General features: G+C 64.5%; 13 protein-coding genes. 7 read left to right on the forward strand and 6 right to left on the reverse strand.

Annotated elements, in window-relative coordinates; genetic code table 11:
- Positions 1-272 precede the first annotated feature (272 nt).
- The 6 genes from ACVWY3_RS21060 to ACVWY3_RS21085 all read left to right on the forward strand — a co-directional run bounded on the left by ACVWY3_RS21060 (position 273) and on the right by ACVWY3_RS21085 (position 10407).
- Entirely contained in the window at positions 273-1271 is a 999-nt protein-coding gene (locus tag ACVWY3_RS21060) for an AAA family ATPase (protein WP_283081336.1), read from the forward strand.
- Positions 1271-2215 carry a DUF58 domain-containing protein gene (locus ACVWY3_RS21065; RefSeq protein ID WP_456840191.1) on the forward strand — a complete coding sequence of 315 codons (945 nt, stop codon included), beginning with the start codon at positions 1271-1273 and terminating at the stop codon, positions 2213-2215. The genes ACVWY3_RS21060 and ACVWY3_RS21065 overlap by 1 nt, the downstream gene beginning before the upstream one ends.
- Complete coding sequence (locus ACVWY3_RS21070; RefSeq protein WP_456840192.1) at positions 2212-5025, forward strand: DUF4159 domain-containing protein; 2814 nt, start codon at positions 2212-2214, stop codon at positions 5023-5025. The genes ACVWY3_RS21065 and ACVWY3_RS21070 overlap by 4 nt, the downstream gene beginning before the upstream one ends.
- A 127-nt stretch (positions 5026-5152) precedes the next feature.
- Entirely contained in the window at positions 5153-7216 is a 2064-nt protein-coding gene (locus ACVWY3_RS21075) for a hypothetical protein (protein ID WP_456840193.1), read from the forward strand.
- Positions 7217-7477: 261 nt separating this feature from the next.
- Positions 7478-7888 (forward strand): DUF2946 domain-containing protein, encoded by a 411-nt coding sequence (locus ACVWY3_RS21080; RefSeq protein WP_456840194.1) that lies wholly within the window; start codon positions 7478-7480, stop codon positions 7886-7888.
- A 143-nt stretch (positions 7889-8031) separates the two neighbouring features.
- Complete coding sequence (locus ACVWY3_RS21085) at positions 8032-10407, forward strand: TonB-dependent receptor (protein ID WP_456840195.1); 2376 nt, start codon at positions 8032-8034, stop codon at positions 10405-10407.
- A 48-nt stretch (positions 10408-10455) separates the two neighbouring features.
- Here the strand turns inward: ACVWY3_RS21085 and ACVWY3_RS21090 are convergent, their stop codons facing one another.
- The 3 genes from ACVWY3_RS21090 to ACVWY3_RS21100 all read right to left on the reverse strand — a co-directional run bounded on the left by ACVWY3_RS21090 (position 10456) and on the right by ACVWY3_RS21100 (position 15974).
- Positions 10456-12861, reverse strand: coding sequence for a multiheme c-type cytochrome (locus tag ACVWY3_RS21090; RefSeq protein ID WP_456840196.1), 2406 nt, complete (start codon positions 12859-12861; stop codon positions 10456-10458).
- 75 nt (positions 12862-12936) lie between these two features.
- Positions 12937-13215 carry a hypothetical protein gene (locus tag ACVWY3_RS21095; RefSeq protein WP_456840197.1) on the reverse strand — a complete coding sequence of 93 codons (279 nt, stop codon included), beginning with the start codon at positions 13213-13215 and terminating at the stop codon, positions 12937-12939.
- A gap of 74 nt (positions 13216-13289) precedes the next feature.
- Entirely contained in the window at positions 13290-15974 is a 2685-nt protein-coding gene (locus ACVWY3_RS21100; protein WP_456840198.1) for an arylsulfatase, read from the reverse strand.
- A gap of 725 nt (positions 15975-16699) precedes the next feature.
- Here ACVWY3_RS21100 and ACVWY3_RS21105 point away from each other — a divergent pair.
- On the forward strand, positions 16700-17071 hold the full coding sequence (locus ACVWY3_RS21105) for a hypothetical protein (protein WP_456840199.1): 372 nt from the start codon (positions 16700-16702) through the stop codon (positions 17069-17071).
- 27 nt (positions 17072-17098) lie between these two features.
- Here the strand turns inward: ACVWY3_RS21105 and ACVWY3_RS21110 are convergent, their stop codons facing one another.
- From ACVWY3_RS21110 to ACVWY3_RS21120, 3 genes are read right to left on the reverse strand one after another with little or no spacing between them, the layout of a single operon-like run.
- Positions 17099-17614, reverse strand: coding sequence for a GNAT family N-acetyltransferase (locus ACVWY3_RS21110; protein WP_456840200.1), 516 nt, complete (start codon positions 17612-17614; stop codon positions 17099-17101).
- A complete protein-coding gene (locus ACVWY3_RS21115; protein WP_456840201.1) occupies positions 17611-18795 on the reverse strand; it encodes a hypothetical protein in 1185 nt (394 codons plus the stop codon). The genes ACVWY3_RS21110 and ACVWY3_RS21115 overlap by 4 nt, the downstream gene beginning before the upstream one ends.
- 36 nt (positions 18796-18831) lie before the next feature.
- The gene (locus tag ACVWY3_RS21120) at positions 18832-19983 is read right to left on the reverse strand and encodes a glycosyltransferase family 2 protein (protein ID WP_456840202.1); all 1152 of its coding nucleotides are present in this window, start codon (positions 19981-19983) and stop codon (positions 18832-18834) included.
- Positions 19984-20050 lie beyond the last annotated feature (67 nt).

Consider the following 20050-nt stretch of genomic DNA (forward strand, 5'->3'; position numbering starts at 1 on the left):
TTGCCCTGACTCTGTCATTTGGCACGAATGTCGTTTGGCACGAATGGTGCAGGTCTACGTTGTCATCGGGCGCTCGGTTCCACCCCGGACTAGTCCGGTGTGGAGGTCGCCACTTCGTGATGCCGTACATAACCCGAAGCCGATAAGGTGGGGATAGGTTAATTCAACGAATACATGGCCTTCCTGCAAGTCTAGCATGGGGCCCATGATCCAGCCGACGTGCTGATGTGACGACGCAAGCAAGCCTCGTGGCAGGCTGAAGGAGCGAGCGAATGGCGGAGAGTGTCGAGAAACTCGAGGACGGGATCGTCCGTTCGGCCGAGCAGGTGTCGAGCCAGATTCGCGCGGCGAAGGAGGCGATCGGCTCCGTCATCTTCGGCCAGGATCGCGTCGTCGAGAACACGCTGGTGACGATCCTCTCCGGCGGCCATGCGCTCTTGATCGGCGTGCCGGGCCTCGCCAAGACCAAGCTGGTCGAAACGCTCGGCGTCACGCTCGGTCTCGATGCCAAGCGCATCCAGTTCACGCCCGATTTGATGCCGTCGGACATTCTCGGCGCCGAGGTGCTGGACGAGAGCACCGCCGGCAGGCGCGCGTTCCGCTTCATTGCCGGTCCGGTGTTCGCGCAGCTGCTGATGGCCGACGAGATCAACCGCGCGAGCCCCCGCACGCAGTCGGCGCTGCTGCAAGCGATGCAGGAGCAGCACATTACCGTCGCCGGCGCGCGTCACGATCTGCCCAAGCCATTCCACGTGCTCGCGACGCAAAACCCGCTGGAGCAGGAAGGCACCTATCCGCTGCCGGAAGCGCAGCTCGACCGCTTCCTGATGGAGATCGACGTCGACTATCCCGATCGCGATGCCGAGCGCCGCATCCTGTTCGAGACGACAGGTGCGGAAGAGACGCTGGCGAAGGGCTCGATGAGCGCGGACGCGCTGATCACCGCGCAGCGGCTGGTGCGCCGCCTGCCGGTCGGCGATTCCGTGGTGGAGGCGATCCTATCGCTGGTGCGCTCGGCCCGTCCGGGCGCGGAGAGCGGCGAAGCCGGCAAGTTCATCGCCTGGGGCCCCGGCCCGCGCGCCAGCCAATCCCTGATGCTGGCCGTGCGTGCCCGCGCGCTGATCGACGGCCGCCTCGCCCCCTCGGTCGACGACGTGCTCGATCTCGCCGAGCCCGTGCTGAAGCACCGTATGGCCTTGACGTTCCAGGCGCGCGCCGAAGGCCGCACGATTCCGGACGTGATCAGGCAACTCAAGACACGGATCGGTTGATGGCCGCAGAGACCGGGCACACAGCAAAGGAGATCATCGCGATCCGACGTGCCGATGGCGAAAGCCGCACGCTCGCCGCTTCGCTGCCGCGCCTGGTGTTGGAAGCCCGCCGCATCGCCGCCAACGTCATCCACGGCCTGCACGGCCGCCGCCGTGCCGGCTCCGGCGAGAATTTCTGGCAATACCGCCGCTTCGTCTCCGGCGAGCCGGCGCAGAACGTCGATTGGCGCCGCTCGGCGCGCGACGACCATCTCTATGTCCGCGAGCTCGAATGGGAAGCCTCGCACACGGTGTGGATCTGGCCCGATCGCTCGCCGTCGATGGCGTTCGCCTCGAAGGTCGCGCGCGAGTCCAAGCTGGAGCGTACGCTGATCGTCGCCTTCGCGCTGGCCGAGCTGCTGGTCTCCGGCGGCGAGCGCGTCGGCATTCCCGGGCTGATGGCGCCGACCGCGAGCCGCAGCGTCATCGATAAGATGGCGCAGGCGATGCTGCATGACGATGCCGACCGGCTCAGCCTGCCGCCGTCCTTCGTGCCGGCGGCGCTGGCCGAGATCATCGTGCTGTCGGATTTCTGGTCGCCGATCGCGGAGATCAGGACCATGCTCGCAGGTCTCTCCGGCTCCGGCGCGCATGGCACGCTGGTGCAGATCGTCGATCCCGCCGAGGAATCCTTCCCCTATTCCGGACGCATCGAGTTCGTCGAGCCTGAAGGCTTCGGCGTGATCACCGCCGGCCGCGCCGAGAGCTGGGTGCAGGACTACACCGCGCGCCTCGCGCTGCACCGCGACCAGATCCGTGCCGAGACGAGCAAGCTCGACTGGCTGTTCACGACCCATGCGACCGACCGCTCGGCTGCCGAACTGTTGCTGTATCTGCACGCCGGCATGCAGGTGAGCAAGTCGGGCGCGCGCACCACGACCATCAAGGCGGGGCCGGCCGCATGATGGGACTGCCGCTCGCCTTCACCGAACCGCTGCTCCTGATCGGCCTCGTCAGCCTGCCCGTGCTGTGGTGGCTGCTCCGCGTGATGCCGCCGCGGCCGCGCCGCATCGAGTTTCCGCCGACGCGCCTGTTGTTCGACATCGCACCGAGGGAAGAGACGCCATCGCGGACGCCGTGGTGGTTGACCGCATTGCGCCTGCTCGCCGCGGCGCTCGTCATCTTCGCCGCTGCCGGCCCGATCTGGAATCCGCAGAACGGGCTTGCCGGCAGCAAGGCGCCGCTGATGATCATGTTCGACGACGGCTGGAGCGCGGCCTCGAACTGGGACATCCGGATCAGAGCGGCCGACGAATTGATCGCCAATGCCGACAACGACCGCCGCGCGATCGCGCTGGTGCCGCTGTCGGAGCCGAACCGCGACATCACGCTGATGCCGGCAGGCGCTGCGCGCGTCGCGCTGCGGCAGCTCGCGCCAAAGCCCTATTCGATCGACCGGGTCGAGACCCTGACCGCGATCGACCGTTTCCTGAAGGCAACCGGTGACTGCGAGATCGCCTGGCTGTCCGACGGCGTCGACACCGGCCGCGGCGAGGAATTCGTGACTGGCCTCGGCAAGACCATCGGCGATCGAAACCTGACCATTTTCGAAGGCGGCACCTCCGCGCCGCTGGCGCTGGTCGCGGCCGAGAACGCCGCGGCGAAGATGACGGTGAAGGTGCTGCGCACCGACAGCGGCATTGCCGCGGGCATCGTGCGCGCGCTCGACCAGAAGGCCTCGCCGATCGGCGAGGCGCGCTTCTCGTTCGGCCCACAGCACAAGGAGACCGACGCCGCGTTCGACCTGCCGGTCGAGCTGCGCAACGACATCACGCGGCTCGAGATCTCGGGCGAGCGCTCCGCCGGCGCAGTGCAGCTGCTCGACAAGCGCTGGCGCCGCCGCGCCATCGGAATCGTCTCGGGCTCGACCAGCGAGACCGCGCAGCCGCTGCTGGCGCCGACCTTCTATCTCACCCGCGCGCTGGCGCCGTTCGCCGACGTGCGGCTCGCCGACAAGGGCTCGCCGCAGCAGGGCATCACCCAGTTCCTCGACCAGAAGCTGCCGATGATCGTCCTCGCCGATGTCGGCACCATCGCGCCGGAGCTGCGCGAGCGGCTCAACGCCTGGATCGACGGAGGCGGCGTGCTGGTGCGGTTCGCAGGCCCCCGCCTCGCGCAGGCCGAGGACGACCTCGTGCCGGTCAAACTGCGCAAGGGCGGCCGCACGCTCGGCGGCAGCCTGACCTGGGAGAAGCCGCAGCATCTCGCCTCCTTCGCCGCCGACGGTCCATTCGCCGGCGTCGCCGTGCCGAAGGACGTTACCGTGAGCCGGCAGGTGCTGGCCGAGCCCGATGCCGTGCTCGCCACCAAGAGCTGGACCTCGCTGGAGGACGGCACGCCGCTGGTCACCGGCGAGCATCGCGGCAAGGGCCTCGTCAGCCTGTTCCATGTCAGCGCTGACATGCGCTGGTCGGATCTGCCGATGTCGGGCACCTTCGTCGAAATGCTGAGGCGCGTCGTCGACATGTCCGGCTACACCGCCAAGCCCGGGGCCGGCGTTGCCGCCGAGGCCACCACCGAGACGGTGGCGCCGCTGCACATCCTCGACGGTTTTGGCGCGTTCGGCCCGCCGCCGGCGACCGCGAAGCCGCTGCCTGCGGATTATCGCGACCGCGCCACCCCCGATCATCCGCCTGGCTTCTATGGTCCGGCAGAAGGACCGCTCGCCGTGAACACACTTGCCGCTGCCGACCGCATCGCCGCGCTGAATACCACCAGCTTGCGCGCCCGGCACGCCACCTACACCAATGCCGAGCCGCGCGACCTGCGCGGCTGGCTGCTGTCGACGGCGCTGGCGCTGTTCCTGATCGACGCCATCATCGTCGCGGTGCTCGGCGGCGGCCTCGCCGCGCTGCTGCGCCGCCGTGCCGCGACCGCAACGATCGTGCTTGGCCTCGTGCTCGCAGGCCTCGCATCGCTCTCGCCCACGCCATTGCGCGCCGACAGCGCGTCCGACGAGTTCGCGATGAAGGCGGTGTCGCAAACCCGACTCGCCTACGTCGTCACCGGCAACGCCGACGTCGATTCCATCGTCAAGGCCGGCATGTCCGGACTGACGCTGTTCCTGGCGCAGCGCACCGCGCTCGAGGCCGGCGATCCCGTCGGCGTCGATCCCGCGCGCGACGAGCTCGCCTTCTTCCCGCTGATCTACTGGCCCATCGTGCCCGGCGCGCCCAAGCCGCCGCAGGACGCGATCAACAAGATCGACGCCTACATGAAGCAGGGCGGCACCGTGCTGTTCGACACCCGCGACGCCATCGAGGCTGGGCCGGGCGACAACGGCGCGTCGCAGACCCCGGCGATGCGGACGCTGCGCGAGATCCTGTCGTCGCTCGACGTCCCCGAACTCGAACCGGTGCCGCGCGAGCACGTGCTGACCAAGACCTTCTATCTGCTGCGCGACTTCCCCGGCCGCTTCAGCACCGGCCAGACCTGGGTCGAGACCCTGCCGCGCGAAGAGGACGACGAGGCTGCGCAGCGGCCGGCGCGCGGCGGTGACGGCGTCTCGCCGATCATCATCACCTCGAACGATCTCGCCGGCGCCTGGGCGGTGCGGCCCGACGGCCAGTCCATGCTGCCCGTCGTCGGCGGCGACCCCCGCCAGCGCGAATTCGCCTACCGTGCCGGCGCCAATATCGTGATGTACACCCTGACCGGCAACTACAAGGCCGACCAGGTGCACGCGCCCGCGTTGATTGAACGGCTGGGACAATGATGCGGGTGACGAGCTTGAGCTACACACCCCGTCATTCCGGAATGGTCCGAAGGACCAGATCCGGAATCTCGAGATTCCGGATTCGATGCTTCGCATCGCTCCGGAATGACGTCGATAGGTTTGTCTGATGAATTACGGCATCGCCTTTACGCCGCTTGTACCCGCGATCGTGCTGTGGATCGCGCTCGCTGCGATCGTGGTCATTGCGCTTTTGCTGCTGGTGGCGCGCGCGCGCGGCGCGGCCGTGCGCGTGGCGGCGCTGGCGCTGTTCCTGCTGGCGCTCGCCAATCCCTCCTTCACCCGCGAGGACCGCGATCCCCTCACCTCGGTCGCGGCCGTCGTCGTCGACAAGAGCCCGAGCCAGAATTTCGGCAACCGCAATCGCGAGGCAGCCCAGGCGCAGGAAGCGCTGGTCGACGGCCTGAAGAAGATCAAGGGGCTCGAGGTTCGCGTCGTCGACGCCGGACAGGCCGATGGCGAGACCGACGGCACGCGGCTGTTCGGCGCCCTCGCCTCGACCTTGTCGGACGTGCCGGTCGACCGCGTCGCCGGCGCGTTCCTGATCACCGACGGCCGCGTCCACGATATTCCGGCCAGTGCCGCCGCGCTCGGCTTCCAGGCACCGGTGCACGCGCTGATCACCGGGCAGAAGGACGAGCGCGACCGCCGCATCGCGATCACCGCGGCGCCGCGCTTCGGCATCGTCGGCCAGAGCCAGACCATCACCTACCGCCTCGATGACCAGGGCCTCTCCGGCGAACGCGCCAAGGTCACGGTCCGCCGCGACGGCGAGACCATCAACGAGCGCACGCTTTCGAGCGGCCAGACCGCGAGCGTCGACGTCGACATCAAGCATGCCGGCCCGAACATCGTCGAGATCGAGGCCTCGCCGCTGGAACGCGAGCTGACGCCGGTGAACAATCGCGCCGTCGTCGCCATCGACGGCGTGCGCGACAAGTTGCGCGTGCTGCTGGTCTCCGGCGAGCCGCATTCCGGCGAGCGCACCTGGCGCAACCTCTTGAAGTCCGACGCCAGCGTCGACCTCGTGCACTTTACGATTCTACGTCCGCCGGAAAAGCAGGACGGCACGCCGATCAACGAGCTGTCGCTGATCGCGTTTCCGACCCGCGAGCTGTTCCAGCAGAAGATCAACGAATTCCAGCTGATCATCTTCGATCGCTACGCCCGCCAGGGCGTGCTTCCGATCGCCTATTTCGACAACATCGCGCGTTATGTCCGCGCGGGCGGCGCGGTGCTGGTCTCGGCCGGTCCGGACTATGCCTCCAACACCAGCATCTGGCGCACGCCACTGGATTCGGTGCTGCCGGCCGAGCCCGTCGGCGTGACCGAAAAGCCGTTCTATGCGCATCTCTCCGACATCGGCAAACGCCATCCCGTCACGCGCGGGCTGGAAGGCTCGGCCAGCGAGCCGCCGCATTGGAGCCGCTTCTTCCGCACGGTCGACACCCGCAATGCGGTCAACCCGCCTGTCATGACCGGCGTGGATGGCAAGCCGCTTCTGTTCCTGTCGCGCTTCGGCGAGGGCCGTGTCGCGCTGCTGCTCTCCGACCACATCTGGCTGTGGGCGCGCGGCTATGAAGGTGGCGGGCCGCATCTCGATCTGCTCAGGCGGATGTCGCACTGGCTGATGAAGCAGCCTGATCTCGACGAAGAGGCGCTGCGCCTCCAGGTGCAGGGCAAGGATCTCGTCGTGGTGCGCCAGACCATGACCGACAGCGTTCCCCCCGTCAGCGTGACCTCGCCATCGGGCGTGTCGCGCGACCTGACGCTGAGCGCCGGTGATCCCGGCGAGTGGCGCGCCAGCCTGCCGGCCAATGAGCTCGGCCTGTGGCAGGCCACCGACGGCACGCTGAAGGCGCTGATCAATGTCGGCCCGACCAATCCGAAGGAGTTTTCGGAGGTCACCTCCACCACCGAGACGTTGAAGCCGCTGACGCAGGCGACCGGCGGCAATGCCGTGCGCGTCGCCAGTGGCTCCAGCGTCGAGCTGCCGCGCATCGTGCCGTCGCGCTCGGCGAGTGTCTTCGCCGGCGACGGCTGGATGGGCGTGCGGATGCGCGACGCCAGCGTCGTGAAGGGCGTCGGCGTGCTGCCGATCTTCGCCGGCCTGATCGGCCTGCTCCTCCTGCTCGGCGCCTTCGCCGCGACCTGGGTCCGCGAGGGGCGATGAGGCGTGCTGAGTAGACGTCGAATTCAATCTGGCCACCATCAGCGCTCTCCCCATTCCCTCCCCACAAGGGAGGGAATGCGCGCCGCACTAATTTAGTTAGGCCTGATCTCCTCGTACGCAGTTGCACGAATGACACATCGCGCGGCCACGCCGCGCGATCCAGCGCTCCCGCGGTTGACATCCGCTCCCGTCTCTTGCGATGTTACAATATAACATCGCGACGCCTTATCGGCGTCTCGCGATGCGGGGTGGCGTTTGCAGATGAAGTGGTTCCGGTCGAATATCAGGCACGGTGCCCGGCTCGCGTTGTTCGCGATGCTGGTGCAGCTCGCGCTGACCTTCGGCCACAGCCACTGGTTCGCGCAGGCCGCGCCGCTGGCGCAGTCGCAACTGGCCGACAGCGCCAAGGGGATTGCCAAGACCATCGCGTCGACCGACCACGCGGCGGTCCAGAAGCAGTCTCCGGCAAAGCCCGACCGCGAGCAGCCGGGTGACGACAATTGCGCGATCTGCGCATTGGTCGCGATGGCCGGCACGGTCTCGTTCGCGACGCCGCCTCTGCTGCTCTTGCCGCAAGCGATCGAGCTTCTCTACCGCACCACGGACGCCGAATTCATCCATCTGGAATCGGCCGGCTCCGCGTTCCAGCCACGCGCTCCTCCCGTCTCCTGATCCATCGATTGATCACCCCTGGGCCCGCCGCAGTCGGCGAACGCTCAAGAGCCGCTGAAGTCGAATTCCGTCGCGCCGCGACGGCAGGCCGCCTCCGATCAACAAGCATACATTCGGACGGCCGCCTGACAGGAATCAGGATCATGTCATTTGAATTGCGACGCGCGCAGCGCCTGAGCGGAGCAAGTCTGCTCCTGCTCGGCGTCGCCGCGACCCCGGCGCTGGCGCAAGATAAGCCGGCCGCCACCGAGCTTCCCTCCGTCACCGTAACGGCTCCCAGTCCCATCGTCCGCCGTGCGGTCGTGCCGTCCCGCACCCCCGTCCGCGCCACACGAACCGCGCGGACACGCAGCCGCGAACGCGCGGCGGAAACCACGCCGGCGGCCCCGGCAACGCCGCAGCAGGGCGTGCTGCAGGTCGTGACCGATCAGTTCGCAACGGTGACCGTGGTGCCGAACGAGGAAATTCGCCGTGAGGGCACCGCCCAGCTCGGCGACCTCCTGTTCTCCAAGCCCGGCATCACCGGTTCAACCTTTGCGCCGGGAGCGTCGAGCAGGCCGATCATTCGCGGCCTTGACGTCAATCGGGTTGGAATTCTCGAGAACGGCAATAACGCCGGCGGCGCCTCGGATCTCGGCGAAGATCATTTCGTGCCGATCGATCCGCTTGCCACCAACCAGGTCGAGGTCATTCGCGGTCCGGCAGCGATGCGTTACGGCTCGACGTCGATCGGCGGCATCGTGAGTGCGACCAACAACCGCATTCCGGACGCCCTGCCCACATGCGCGGCCCCTCCGTTCCAGACCTACGGACTTCCAACGAAAGCGCCGCTGGCTAATGCGCCATCGGCGCCTTGCGTGAACGTCGAGACGCGAACGGCGGTGAACTCCGTTGATCGTGGCGTCGACGGCGGCATCCTGCTCGATACCGGCGGAGGCAATTTCGCGTTTCATGCCGATGCCTATGGTCGCAAGGCCAGCGACTACAACATCCCCAGCTATCCCTACCTGTTCGACCACACCCGACCGGTCGGTGGACAGCAGCCGAATTCGGCTATGCAAGCGGACGGCGCCTCGATCGGCGGCTCGTATATCTTCACAGGCGGCTTTATTGGCGCTGCCATCACGCAGAACGATTCGCTTTATCACGTCCCGGGCATCGATGGCGCCGACCACGACACCCGGATCGATGCGCATCAGACCAAAATCACGATGAAGGGCGAGTACCGGCCGGATGCGGCGGCCATCGATGCGATCCGTCTCTGGGCCGGCGCGACCGACTACCGGCACAACGAGCTTGGGCTGGCCGACCCAGCCGATCCCTTCAGCGACGGCGTACGCCAGACCTTCACCAACAAGGAGCAGGAGGCGCGCGTTGAAGTGCAGATGATGCCGTTCAACGCCCGCTTCGCGCAGGTAACCACCGCGTTCGGCCTGCAGGGAGGCCATCAGGAGCTGACCGCCCCAAGCCCGGACGATCCGGGCAGCCCGCTCAACGGATTGTGGAACCCTAACAACAACAACAGGGTCGCCGGTTACGTCTTCAACGAGCTGAAATTCAGCGAGACCACCAAGGCGCAGATTGCCGGACGCATCGAGCACGTCAACCTCGCGGGAACGACGCCGGCATTCATACCTCCCGTGTTCGACGTCAACATCGACCCGGCCAGTATTGGTCCCGCCACGCCGCGCAATCTGAACTTCACGCCAAAGAGCGCGAGCATCGGCCTGATCCAGAATCTGCCGTGGGATCTGGTCGCCAGCGTTACCGGTCAATACGTCGAACGCGCGCCGAAGCCGGCAGAGCTGTTTTCACGCGGGGCCCATGATGCCACGGCCACCTTCGATATCGGCGATCCGAATCTCGGCATAGAGACCGCAAAATCGATCGAGGTCGGGTTACGGCGGGCGACAGGGCCGTTGCGATTCGAACTCACCGGCTACTACACGAAGTTCAACGGCTTCATATTCCGCCGCTTGACCGGCAACACATGCGACAGTGCGGCTTGTGTGGACATAGCCAATCCGGACCAACTTGAGCTGCAGCAAGCGAGATATTCGCAGCGCGACGCCATCTTCCGCGGCGGCGAGTTCCAGAGCCAGCTCGATGTCGGGCCACTGAACGGCGGCATCTGGGGCATCGAGAACCAGTTCGACATCGTGCGCGCCACCTTCACAGACGGCACCAACGTGCCACGGATTCCCCCGATGCGCGTCGGCGGCGGCGTCTACTGGCGCGACGACAACTGGCTCATGCGCGTCAACCTCCTGCATGCCTTTGCACAGAACGATATCGCCCCGATCGCGGAAACCCCGACGCCCGGCTACAATCTGTTGAAGGCCGAAGTCAGCTACAAGACCAAGCTCGATCCTTCCTGGTTCGGCGCGCGCGAGATGACGGTAGGACTTCTCGGCAACAATTTGCTCAACGAAAACATCCGCAACGCCGTTTCCTACACCAAGGACCAGGTGCTGCTGCCCGGCATTGGCGTGCGGGCGTTCGCGAACTTCAAGTTCTAGGCTTGGGCCGGGGCCTGAAGGGCCCCGACATCGTTGCGCTTGGTCGAGCTATCGTTTCAGCTCCCTGATCAGGTTGGCCAGCCCCGCATCGCCGCGGCGAAGCCGCGCCATCTGCTCGGCGTGATCGAGAGCGGCCGCGATGTCGCCGCTCTCGCGACTGAAGTTGATCGCGGCGGCAAGCACATCGATGTCGTTGGGGTGTCTGCGCAACGTCTCCTTCAATACTGCAAGAGCGTCGTCGCGTCGGCCCGCAGAGTTCAACGCCACGGCATAGACATAGGCATAGCGCGCCTGGCTCGTGTCCAGTGCCGCCGCCTGACGCAGCTCATCGAGAGCGGCCTCGTTGCGCCTCTGGCGCACCAGGGTCAAACCAAGCGCATGGTGAAGCGAAGCATCCTGCGTCGATCCGGATAGGGCCTCGCGCAAGACGCGTTCGCCGTCGCCGTCACGTCCAAGCTGCCGATAGAGATCGGACAGGTTGATGGCGGCAGCGGCATACGATGGATCAAGCCTGAGCGCAGCCCGATATTCGGTCTCCGCGGCACCGATATTGACCTGGCGCGCGAAGAAGGCCCCCAGCGCGGTGCGCGCGTCGGGCCGATCAGCGTTCAGCTTTTGCGCCGCCACGAATTCAGCGGCGGCCTGCGCGAACCCGTCGCGATCGGCTGCAGGTCGTTGAGAGGAAGGCACGGAAGCAAGAAGTTCGGCGGCGCGGATGCGTACGCCGCGCACGGGATCAGTCAGCTGGGGCGAAGCGAGCGTCCAGAGCTGGCTGGCCGAAACGCCTTCCAGCGCGTCGAGCGCTCCCAGCCTGACGAGCGGATCGGGATCGGACAGTCCGCGCCGGACCAGACCGAGATCAGGCACGGGAAGTTCGACCAACGCACTGGCGCGCACGATGCCCGGAATGTCGCCGGAGCCGGCGACAGCAGCGAGCAGGGCTTGTGCATCGGGGGCTTGGATCCACGCCGCGTGGAACGCGCGCGCATAGTTCTGATAGCCGCGCCGCTCCGGGCCGAACCAGGTCTCGACTTGCCGGGCCGCCCATACCGCGGGCTTGTCGCGGTGACAGTCGTTGCAGGCATTCGGCGCGCCCGTGGCAACAGAGAGATCCGGGCGAGGGATGCGGAAGCCGTGATCGTGGCGACGGTCGACGACCATGTAGCGCCGCTCCGGCATATGGCAGGACGCGCAGCCTGGTGGCGGCGAAACGTCGGCGTGGTGACGGTGCGCGGCGGTCTCGTACTTCTCGGGCGCATGGCACTGCGCACAAGCGCCGTCCCCGCCGGCCTTCAGTGAGGCGCTATGCGGATCATGGCAGTCGCTACAGGTCACGCCCCTGGCGAACATCTTGCTCTGCCGGAACGGTGCGTAGTTGTAGGTCTCCTCGTCGTCGCGCATCTGGCCATCGGCGTGGAAGCGCTGGCGGTCGAGCAGCGACACGCTGTGAGTTTCCGAAAGCGGCCGGCCTGGCGTCCAGTCCTCCGACATCTGGCCGCGGCGCGCGTGGCAGCGACCGCAAGCCTCGACCTCCTTGTGCAAGGCCGACGCCGATGCGCTGCGTTTCGGCGTCAATGTGCCTGCTTCGATTGACCAGGTGATGCCCGTTCGCTCGTCGAACTTCACGAGCAAACCACTGTCCGGACCGCGCGACGCCGGCGTCTGGCGGGCCCACGCAACATGGCGCGAACCTTCCCCGTGACAAGCTTCGCAGCCAACGCTGATTTCGGCGAATCTCGTGGCGAAGCGGTCGTTGGCGGCGTCGTAGTTCTTGCGCACGCCCGTCGAATGACACTCCGCGCACATGAAATTCCAATTCTGGTTCAGCTTAGTCCAGTGCAGGGGATCGCTGCTGGTGACGGCTGCATCCGGGTAGAGATGAAACCAGCGTTGGCCGCCCTCCTGCTCCGGCCTCATATCCCAGGCGATGGACAAGGCCTGGACATGCCCGCCCGGGAACTCGACCAGGTATTGCTGCAGTGGATAGATGCCAAAGGTATATTTGACCTCGAAGACGGCGAGCTTGCCGTCAGGCCCATCGGTCTCGACCAGGAACTTGTCGTCCTTCCGGAAGAAGCGCGAGCGTGTACCGACGTAGTCGAAGGCGGCGTCGTTGAAATCGCCGCGCACGGATTGCGCGGTCGCATGATCCATGGCGTGGCGGTGCTGCGACGTTTGCCAGAGTTTCGTCTCTGCCTGGTGGCAGCCCGCACAGGACGCGCTCCCGACAAAGGCCAGTGCGACGGATGTGGGATGCTGGATTGGAGCCTTTGACGCCTCGAACCAGAGCAGCCCCACGATGATCGCGCCAACAAGCATGCCGGCGCCGACGGCCGACCGCTTCATGCCGCTCTTGGAGAGGGACTGTGGCTGCAGTGCGGAACTGTCCGGTTCGGGCGTGCCTCCCTTGCGGACCTTGTCGCGCTTGCGGTTCTTTCGCGAACCTCGTGCCACGTCCGCTCACCGCTCCGCTCGTTCAGCCGTCATTGGCTTGCGCGTGACGATCACTGTTGTGACCCGAGCGCTACGTCACCGAAGAGGCTCGACCTTGGCGGCCATGTCGGGCGCACGGCTCACCCGATAGCTCGCGTTGCTGCATCTAAGCACCCAGACACCATGATCGGGCCGTGAGCGCCTCGTATCCTTGGTCGCGCCGAGCGCCTTGTCGCAGACAAATCCCTGCGAGCGGATCTGCGTCGCGAGCATGCCCTGCACTGTCTCTCCGGCAGCCTGCGCCACTGCTCCGCCGGGAGCCAGGCCGGCGATCAGTGCAAGGGCCGAAAGACATGTCCAAGGATTACGTTTCATGGGCTTCTCCCACCGTGACATCGTGCGAATTTTGCCGGCGGGAAGCCGGCAGGCTTCCCGCCGCTAGCGCGGGCCTATTGCCCGACGCATTCCTGGATGAACTTGATGCGGTCCACCACACCGAGATCCTTTGCCTCTGCCTGCTTGCGACAACCCTCGCGCTTGTCGATGCGCAACTGGATCTTGTCGACCAGGCTCAGACCGACAGTGCCGACTCGTGGTGTTGCGGAAGCCATCTTTGCGTCGTCGGCGGATGGACCGTCGCCAGCCGCACGCGCGGCCTCCTGCAACCGCTTCTCGTCTTCCGGACTCAGCTTGGGCCGGTCGATGTCGAGCGAGATCCGGTTGATCTTGCCGGTGAAGGCAAACGGCACCTGATAATCGTTGTCGTCGACCGGTGTGCCCGTGTCGGAGCCGATATCCAATGCTTCGTCCCATTGCAGGATGAACGGAAGCGTGTGCTCCATCTTTTCCGTGGACACCGCATTGCCGTCGAGTTTCAGCCTGCCGATGCCGCCCTGCCCGATGCCGCTATAGTTTCCGAACGCCATGGTCCCCGCGCCGAGACCGTCATATTTGAAGTCGAACTCGATGACGTGCTTGCCAGGCGTCAGTTCCGGACCTTCCCAGCGCACGCGCTTGAGATCCACGAGATTCCAGGTGAACACCGGCTTGTTCTTCAGGACATAGAGCCCATAGCCGCCGAAGCGGCCACCTTGCGTCACCAGGACACCTTCCGCGCCTCCTTGCGGGATCTCCACATCGGCCTTGAAACTGTAGGAGGCGTTGAGCAGGCTCGGCGCGTCGCCATTCGGCGTTCCGGTCATCGGCCGCATCCAGGCAAAGCTGGTTCGGCCGGCACTGAGGCTCGGACGCGGCGTGATCAGCCGCGCTGCCACCGATGAATCGAGCGGCAGCACCTGATATTTTTCTGCCTCCTTCCAGAACAGCGCCTGCATCTCCTTCAGCTTGTCTGGATATTTGGTCGCGACGTCCTCGGCCTGTGTCCAGTCATTGCGGAGGTCATAAAGCTCCCACGGGTAGTCCTGCGGGTTCGGCACTTTCGCGATCGTCACCCATGGCGGGCGCATCACCTTCGTGCTCGCGATCCAACCGTCGCTGTAGAGCGCGCGGTCGGCAAACATCTCGAAATATTGAATCGTGTGTGACGTGGCGGCATTCGCGTTCTTCGCGTCGAAAGTATACATCATGCTGACACCCTCGATCGGGCTCTGCTTGATGCCGTCGACGAATTCGGGCTGCTTGATCTGGGCTGCCTCGAGAATGGTCGGCACGACGTCGATGACGTGGTGGAACTGATGACGGATGCCGCCCTTGTCCTTGATCACCGCCGGCCAGGAGATCGCCATGCCCTGGCGCGTGCCGCCGAAGTGGGACGCGATCTGCTTGGTCCATGAGAACGGGGTGTCAAACGCCCAGGCCCAGCCGATCGACATGTGGCTGTAGGTACGGTCGGTGCCCCAGACGTCGTAGAAATATTTGAGTTGATCCTCCACCGACGGATTGATTTGGTTGAACATCGCCACTTCGTTGGGCGTGCCGTTCGGTTGCCCCTCCGCGCTCGTCCCGTTGTCGCCCTCGATGTAGATGATCAACGTGTTGTCGAGCTTGCCCGTATCCTGAATGGACTGGATCACCCGGCCGATTTCATTGTCAGCGTATGCCGCATATGCAGCAAAGACGTCGGCCTGACGGATGAATAGCTTCTTCTCGTCGGCCGAAAGCTGATCCCATTCCTTGATCAGATCCTTCGGCCACGGCGTCAGCTTGGCATTCTGCGGAATGACACCCAGCCGCTTCTGATTCTCGAAGATGGTGTCGCGCAGCTTGTTCCAGCCCTGGTCGAACAGGTGCATGTCGCTGATCTTCTTGACCCACTCCGGCGTCGGGTGATGCGGGGCGTGGGTTGCGCCGGGAGCGAATTTCACGAAGAAAGGCGTGTCCGGCGACAGCGCGTTCATGCGGTTCACGTAATCGATCGCCTCGTCCGCCATAGCGGTCACCAGATTCCAGCCGGGCTTTCCCTGGAAGGGATAGATCGGCGTGGTGTTACGAACGAGATTGCCGGGCTCCCATTGATTGGTGTCACCGCCCATGAAGCCGTAGAAGTATTCGAAGCCCATGCCGGTCGGCCACTGGTCGAATGGACCGGACTGGCTGGCCTGGTATTCCGGCGTGTTGTGGTTCTTGCCGAACCAGGCAGTGTGATAGCCGTTGTCGGTCAGAATCCGGCCGATGGTGGCCTTGTCCTTGGTGATGATGCTGTCGTAGCCGGGATAGCCGGTGGCTTGTTCCGCAATGACGCCATACCCGGCGGAATGATGATTGCGGCCCGTTATCAGGGCCGCGCGCGTCGGCGAGCACAACGCGGTCGAGTGGAAGTTGGTATAGCGCAATCCGCTTTGCGCAATGCGGTCGAGCGTCGGCGTCGGGATCACGCCGCCAAATGTGCTCGGCACGCCGTAACCGGCATCGTCGGTGATGATGAGCAGAACGTTCGGCGCGCCCTTTGGCGGCACGACGCGTGCCGGCCAGTAAGGCTTCGAGTCCCTGGCATCGCGCTCGATCTTGCCGCCGAACTTCTGCGGAGGTGGCGGAAGCTGGTTGCCGGGAATGGTGATGGTCGCGGCAGGTGAGCCGGGTGGCTCAGCTTGTCCAGCCTGTTGTGCGAATGCGGGCGCCGACAATGCAAAGGAAAGCGAAAACGCGACGAGATGAAAGGATCGGATGCCGCTCATTGCAATGCCTCCCCTCAAATGAAACTCCATCATCTTCCAGCAAGCAGAAAAGGGGTTTGATATGGATCAACAGATCAAAATGGCGGATGGGAAACGGAGATATGTCTCCACGCGGCGGAACGTCGCCACATGAGAACAACCTGGTGCCACTTTCCGTAAAATCCCGGATCGCGCATCAGTCCCGCCGGTACGATGGCGCTGCACTGTTGTTCGTTCCTCCGATGACCGAATATTCCCGGCGTAAGCATAGCGATGGTCTGTCGGGTCGCCCGGGTTGTATGATCGGTCCCATATGGGCGCTCCCATTGGGCGAAGCTCGTGGTTCGGGGAGGGGTCATCATGCGGGGCAGCATTTTCTGCGCCCGTCGATATTGATCTGGATCAACATCATTCACGCGCTGCGGTGGCCCACTGCTCTGGACGTGATTTGATTGCAGGAGAATCCATATGTTCTCAAATGCATCGTGCGTCCTCATTCTCGCTGTTGCCGCTCTCGCAATGGCAGACACCGCACCTGCCGGAACGGCAGCTGCCGGTCATGTTTCGCCGCAGAAAACGATCGGCACAACCAGGCCCAAGGTGCCATTTGCGCTCGATGCCCGTTCGACCGTACGCGGCTTTGCATTGCGACAGGATCTGTTCGATCGCGCCTCTCCCAACAATTTCAGGTCGGATTGGCCGGCCCCTCCGGCGCAGCCGGGACAGTTCTAGAGATGGAGAGCTAGATGAAACTGGTCCTTTTCTCGCTTGGATTGCTGGCAAGCCATTCGTTGCTGCCCATCTCCGATCGCGTCCCCGAACTGAAGGTCGAAACGCTCTGCAAGATGACGTCCGAAACTGACAAGGCGATGGGATTGGCGCTGGCACAGAGCTTTGCTGATTGCATGCGCGACGAGACGGCAGCACAGCAACAGCTCGGCACGATGTGGGCGACGACCAAGTCCACTGTCCGTGACACCTGCGAGGGCGAGGCGGTTGCAGCGGGATCCCAGAGCTATGTCGATCTGCTTACCTGCATCCAGATGACGGAGACCGCGAGTGCGCTGTCATCGCCCCCGCCGCTCAGAGGTGCGAGCAAGAATCGCAACAAGCAGTAGCGAACACGTTTCTTTCGACCCGCACCGCTACACCCGCGCCCTGCTCCAGTCGGGCACAACCGCGCCCGACACACCTTCGAACGCGCCCTCGACCAGCTCGTACACCAGGACGCGAGCGGCATCGACCGGGCCCGGCATGATGACGCGGCCCTTCGGGACCGGCTTGAAACCGACGCGGCTGTAATAGGCTTCGTCGCCGACCAGCAGCACGATCGCGTGGCCCTTTTCCCTCGCGTCCTTCAGCGCGCGTTCCATCAACTGACGGCCGATGCCGCGGTCGCGGAACGGCGGCTCGACGGTGAGCGGCCCGAGCAGCAGCGCCTTGGTCTCACCGATCAGGATCGGCAATTGCCTGACCGAGCCGACCAGCAGCGTGCCGATGCGCGCGGTAAAGGAGACGTCGAGCAGATGATCGACGTGCTCGCGGATGCGGTAGGCGCTGAGCACGAAACGGCCGGGACCGAAGGTGCGCTCATGCAGCCGCTCGATCGCCTGGGCGTCGCCGGCGGCTTCGGGAAGGATGGTCACTGAGAGGTCGGTCATGTCAGCATGCGAGATAGCATCTGCGCGCAACAAGGTCCATCGAGCTGTGTTGCACCCTCACGCGCGTGCCGCCTGGCCGAGACGGGCGTGCTCCGCGATCCAGCAGGTTGCATCGCGAGAGCGAAACACACGCTCCACAATGAGAGCATTGTGATGGGAACGACATAATAGGGCGTGAACGTCGGATGGCTGACGAAGAATATGAGGTTGACGACAAGATTGCCGCCAACGACGAGCGCGAGCTGCCGTGCGCCGCCCCGGCCGGTCAGCAGCAGCCACGCGGTCGAACCGACCGCGAGCAGGACCAGGACGAACTGCATGTCGTGCAGATACTCGTTCAGGATCGCGAGATTGATTTCGGGGGCCGTGGCATCGTCGGAACTATAGGTGGTCGCAAACGGACTGCCAGCATTGATCGCATTGGCGACCAGTGTCGGAACCATGCCGACGGCAAAGGCGAGGCCAAAGACCAATCCGCGTACAAACGTGGCGACCGTGCGCCAGCGGAGGAAGGTCACGCCCAAGGACAGAACGTAACCCGCAACCAGGAATAGGTTCGGCAGCCTGAGATTGACCGACAATCCGAGCAGGAGACCGATCAACAGCACGAGCCAAACATCGTCCTTCGGCTTGATCAGCCACAAGGCGGTCAGATAACCCACGACGGCGCAGAGCGCCATCGTCGGCGCGATGGAATAGCTGGCCTTCGCCGGGTTGATCATCATGTAGACGGCAAGTGCGCCAAACACACCAGCCGCCACGACCGATGACGGCGACCGCGCGTAGAAGATGGCGAGCAACGCAAATCCGCAGACGATCAGATTGACGCTGACATATAGCGGCACCACCTGATGGCCCTGCGAAAACAGCGCGAGCACGAACCCGGTGCCTGGCGGATACTGCATCACGTATTTTCCGCTGGCCGTCGGAGGATGGCACGGTGCAGGGGCTCCCTCGGGATAACCTATCTCCTTCAGCTTGCCTTGCAGGAAGTGATCTTCATCCCGTGACACATCCGTATCCAGCCCGCCGATACCATGGAGCTGAAACAGGTGCGCCTGGCGCAAATAGCATATGTCGTCCCATACGCCGCGGGCTTCGGTCCAATGCGACATCACACGAACGTTGCTGGCGAGGATCAGGAGACAGATCAGGCCGAAAGCCATTTTGAGAAATTTCATTCAATCACCGTGACCAGGACCCGCGGACATCAGACGCTAGGAGTGCTTGATCGACATCAGGCCTGCGAGGAAGCCCGCAAATACCAACTGGGCCCCAACGGTGATCGCAGTCGTGGAAAGCGCCACGACGCGGAGCAGGCTCGATACGTCGAGCGGCCCGAAATGGACCTCGCTCCATTGGATGATAGCTGTAGTCAGGCCAGCGATCCCGAGCACGAAGATCGCGCTCCCCCCGAATACGAAGAACTCGAGCGTGCAGGCCTCGAGCATGCGGCCATATCTCTCGGAAGGCGGAAGAAGGTTCATATCCTTGGCGAAACTGCGGGCGATGGCCGCGAAACAAATGCCCTGGATGCCCACGACGAGACAGGTACAGGCGACGAGCATCGTCCGGATATCGAAACCGATTCCACCGATGCTGATCTGCCCGAACAAAAGTATGCTGCTGAGAATGGTACCCGTGGCAACAAGAAGCGCCCCCGGATAGAAGAACAGCCATCTCGGCGAATACAGCAGCAGGAACTTCAGATGACGCCAGCCGTCGCGCCACGTTCTGAGATGGGGCGGGCGGGATCTGCCGTCTTTCGACAGTGTGGTCGGCACCTCGGAGATCTTGAGCCCAACGATGGTCGCACGAACAACCATCTCGCTCGCAAACTCCATTCCGGTGGTGCGCAGGTCCAGTTTCGCAATTGGATCTCTGGAAAAGCCCCGCATGCCACAATGAAAATCACCGAGAGGCGTGCGGAAGAACAGACGGCCCAACCAGCTCAGGATAGGGTTTCCGAGATAGCGATGAAGGTACGGCATAGCGCCCGTTTCTATGCCACCGCGAAACCTGTTTCCCATCACCAGATCATCACCGGCCCGCAGGCGTTCCAGGAATGCATCGAGGCGTGAGAAATCATAACTATCGTCGGCGTCTCCCATGACGATGTAGCGGCCGCGGGCCGCCGCGATACCGGCGCGGAGCGCTGCGCCGTAGCCGCGCACGGGGACGTCGATGACACGAGCGCCGCCGGCCTCGGCGATGTGCCGCGAACTATCCGTGCTGCCGTTATCGGCAATCAAAACCTCGCCCGCGATCCGGGCCCGACGAAGAAACGCCTGCGCCTTGGCAACGCAAATTGCCAGCGTTTCGGCCTCATTGAGGCAAGGCATCAAGATCGTCAGTTCGAGTTCAGGCATGGTCACCTGACGCAATGTCCCAACTGGCCCTGCGCTTATCGAAGAAGGTTCGGTCAGATCCATCGAT

The sequence above is a fragment of the Bradyrhizobium sp. USDA 4486 genome (assembly GCF_054057995.1).

What these genes read in the sequence shown, in the direction of transcription:
- ACVWY3_RS21070 (WP_456840192.1), top strand. Translation starts at nt 2,212, where the DNA reads ATGATGGGACTGCCGCTCGCCTTCACCGAACCGCTGCTCCTGATCGGC.
- ACVWY3_RS21080 (WP_456840194.1), top strand. Translation starts at nt 7,478, where the DNA reads ATGAAGTGGTTCCGGTCGAATATCAGGCACGGTGCCCGGCTCGCGTTG.
- ACVWY3_RS21110 (WP_456840200.1), bottom strand. Translation starts at nt 17,614, where the DNA reads ATGACCGACCTCTCAGTGACCATCCTTCCCGAAGCCGCCGGCGACGCC.
- ACVWY3_RS21060 (WP_283081336.1), top strand. Translation starts at nt 273, where the DNA reads ATGGCGGAGAGTGTCGAGAAACTCGAGGACGGGATCGTCCGTTCGGCC.
- ACVWY3_RS21085 (WP_456840195.1), top strand. Translation starts at nt 8,032, where the DNA reads ATGTCATTTGAATTGCGACGCGCGCAGCGCCTGAGCGGAGCAAGTCTG.
- ACVWY3_RS21075 (WP_456840193.1), top strand. Translation starts at nt 5,153, where the DNA reads ATGAATTACGGCATCGCCTTTACGCCGCTTGTACCCGCGATCGTGCTG.
- ACVWY3_RS21115 (WP_456840201.1), bottom strand. Translation starts at nt 18,795, where the DNA reads ATGAAATTTCTCAAAATGGCTTTCGGCCTGATCTGTCTCCTGATCCTC.
- ACVWY3_RS21105 (WP_456840199.1), top strand. Translation starts at nt 16,700, where the DNA reads ATGAAACTGGTCCTTTTCTCGCTTGGATTGCTGGCAAGCCATTCGTTG.
- ACVWY3_RS21120 (WP_456840202.1), bottom strand. Translation starts at nt 19,983, where the DNA reads ATGCCTGAACTCGAACTGACGATCTTGATGCCTTGCCTCAATGAGGCC.
- ACVWY3_RS21100 (WP_456840198.1), bottom strand. Translation starts at nt 15,974, where the DNA reads ATGAGCGGCATCCGATCCTTTCATCTCGTCGCGTTTTCGCTTTCCTTT.
- ACVWY3_RS21065 (WP_456840191.1), top strand. Translation starts at nt 1,271, where the DNA reads ATGGCCGCAGAGACCGGGCACACAGCAAAGGAGATCATCGCGATCCGA.
- ACVWY3_RS21095 (WP_456840197.1), bottom strand. Translation starts at nt 13,215, where the DNA reads ATGAAACGTAATCCTTGGACATGTCTTTCGGCCCTTGCACTGATCGCC.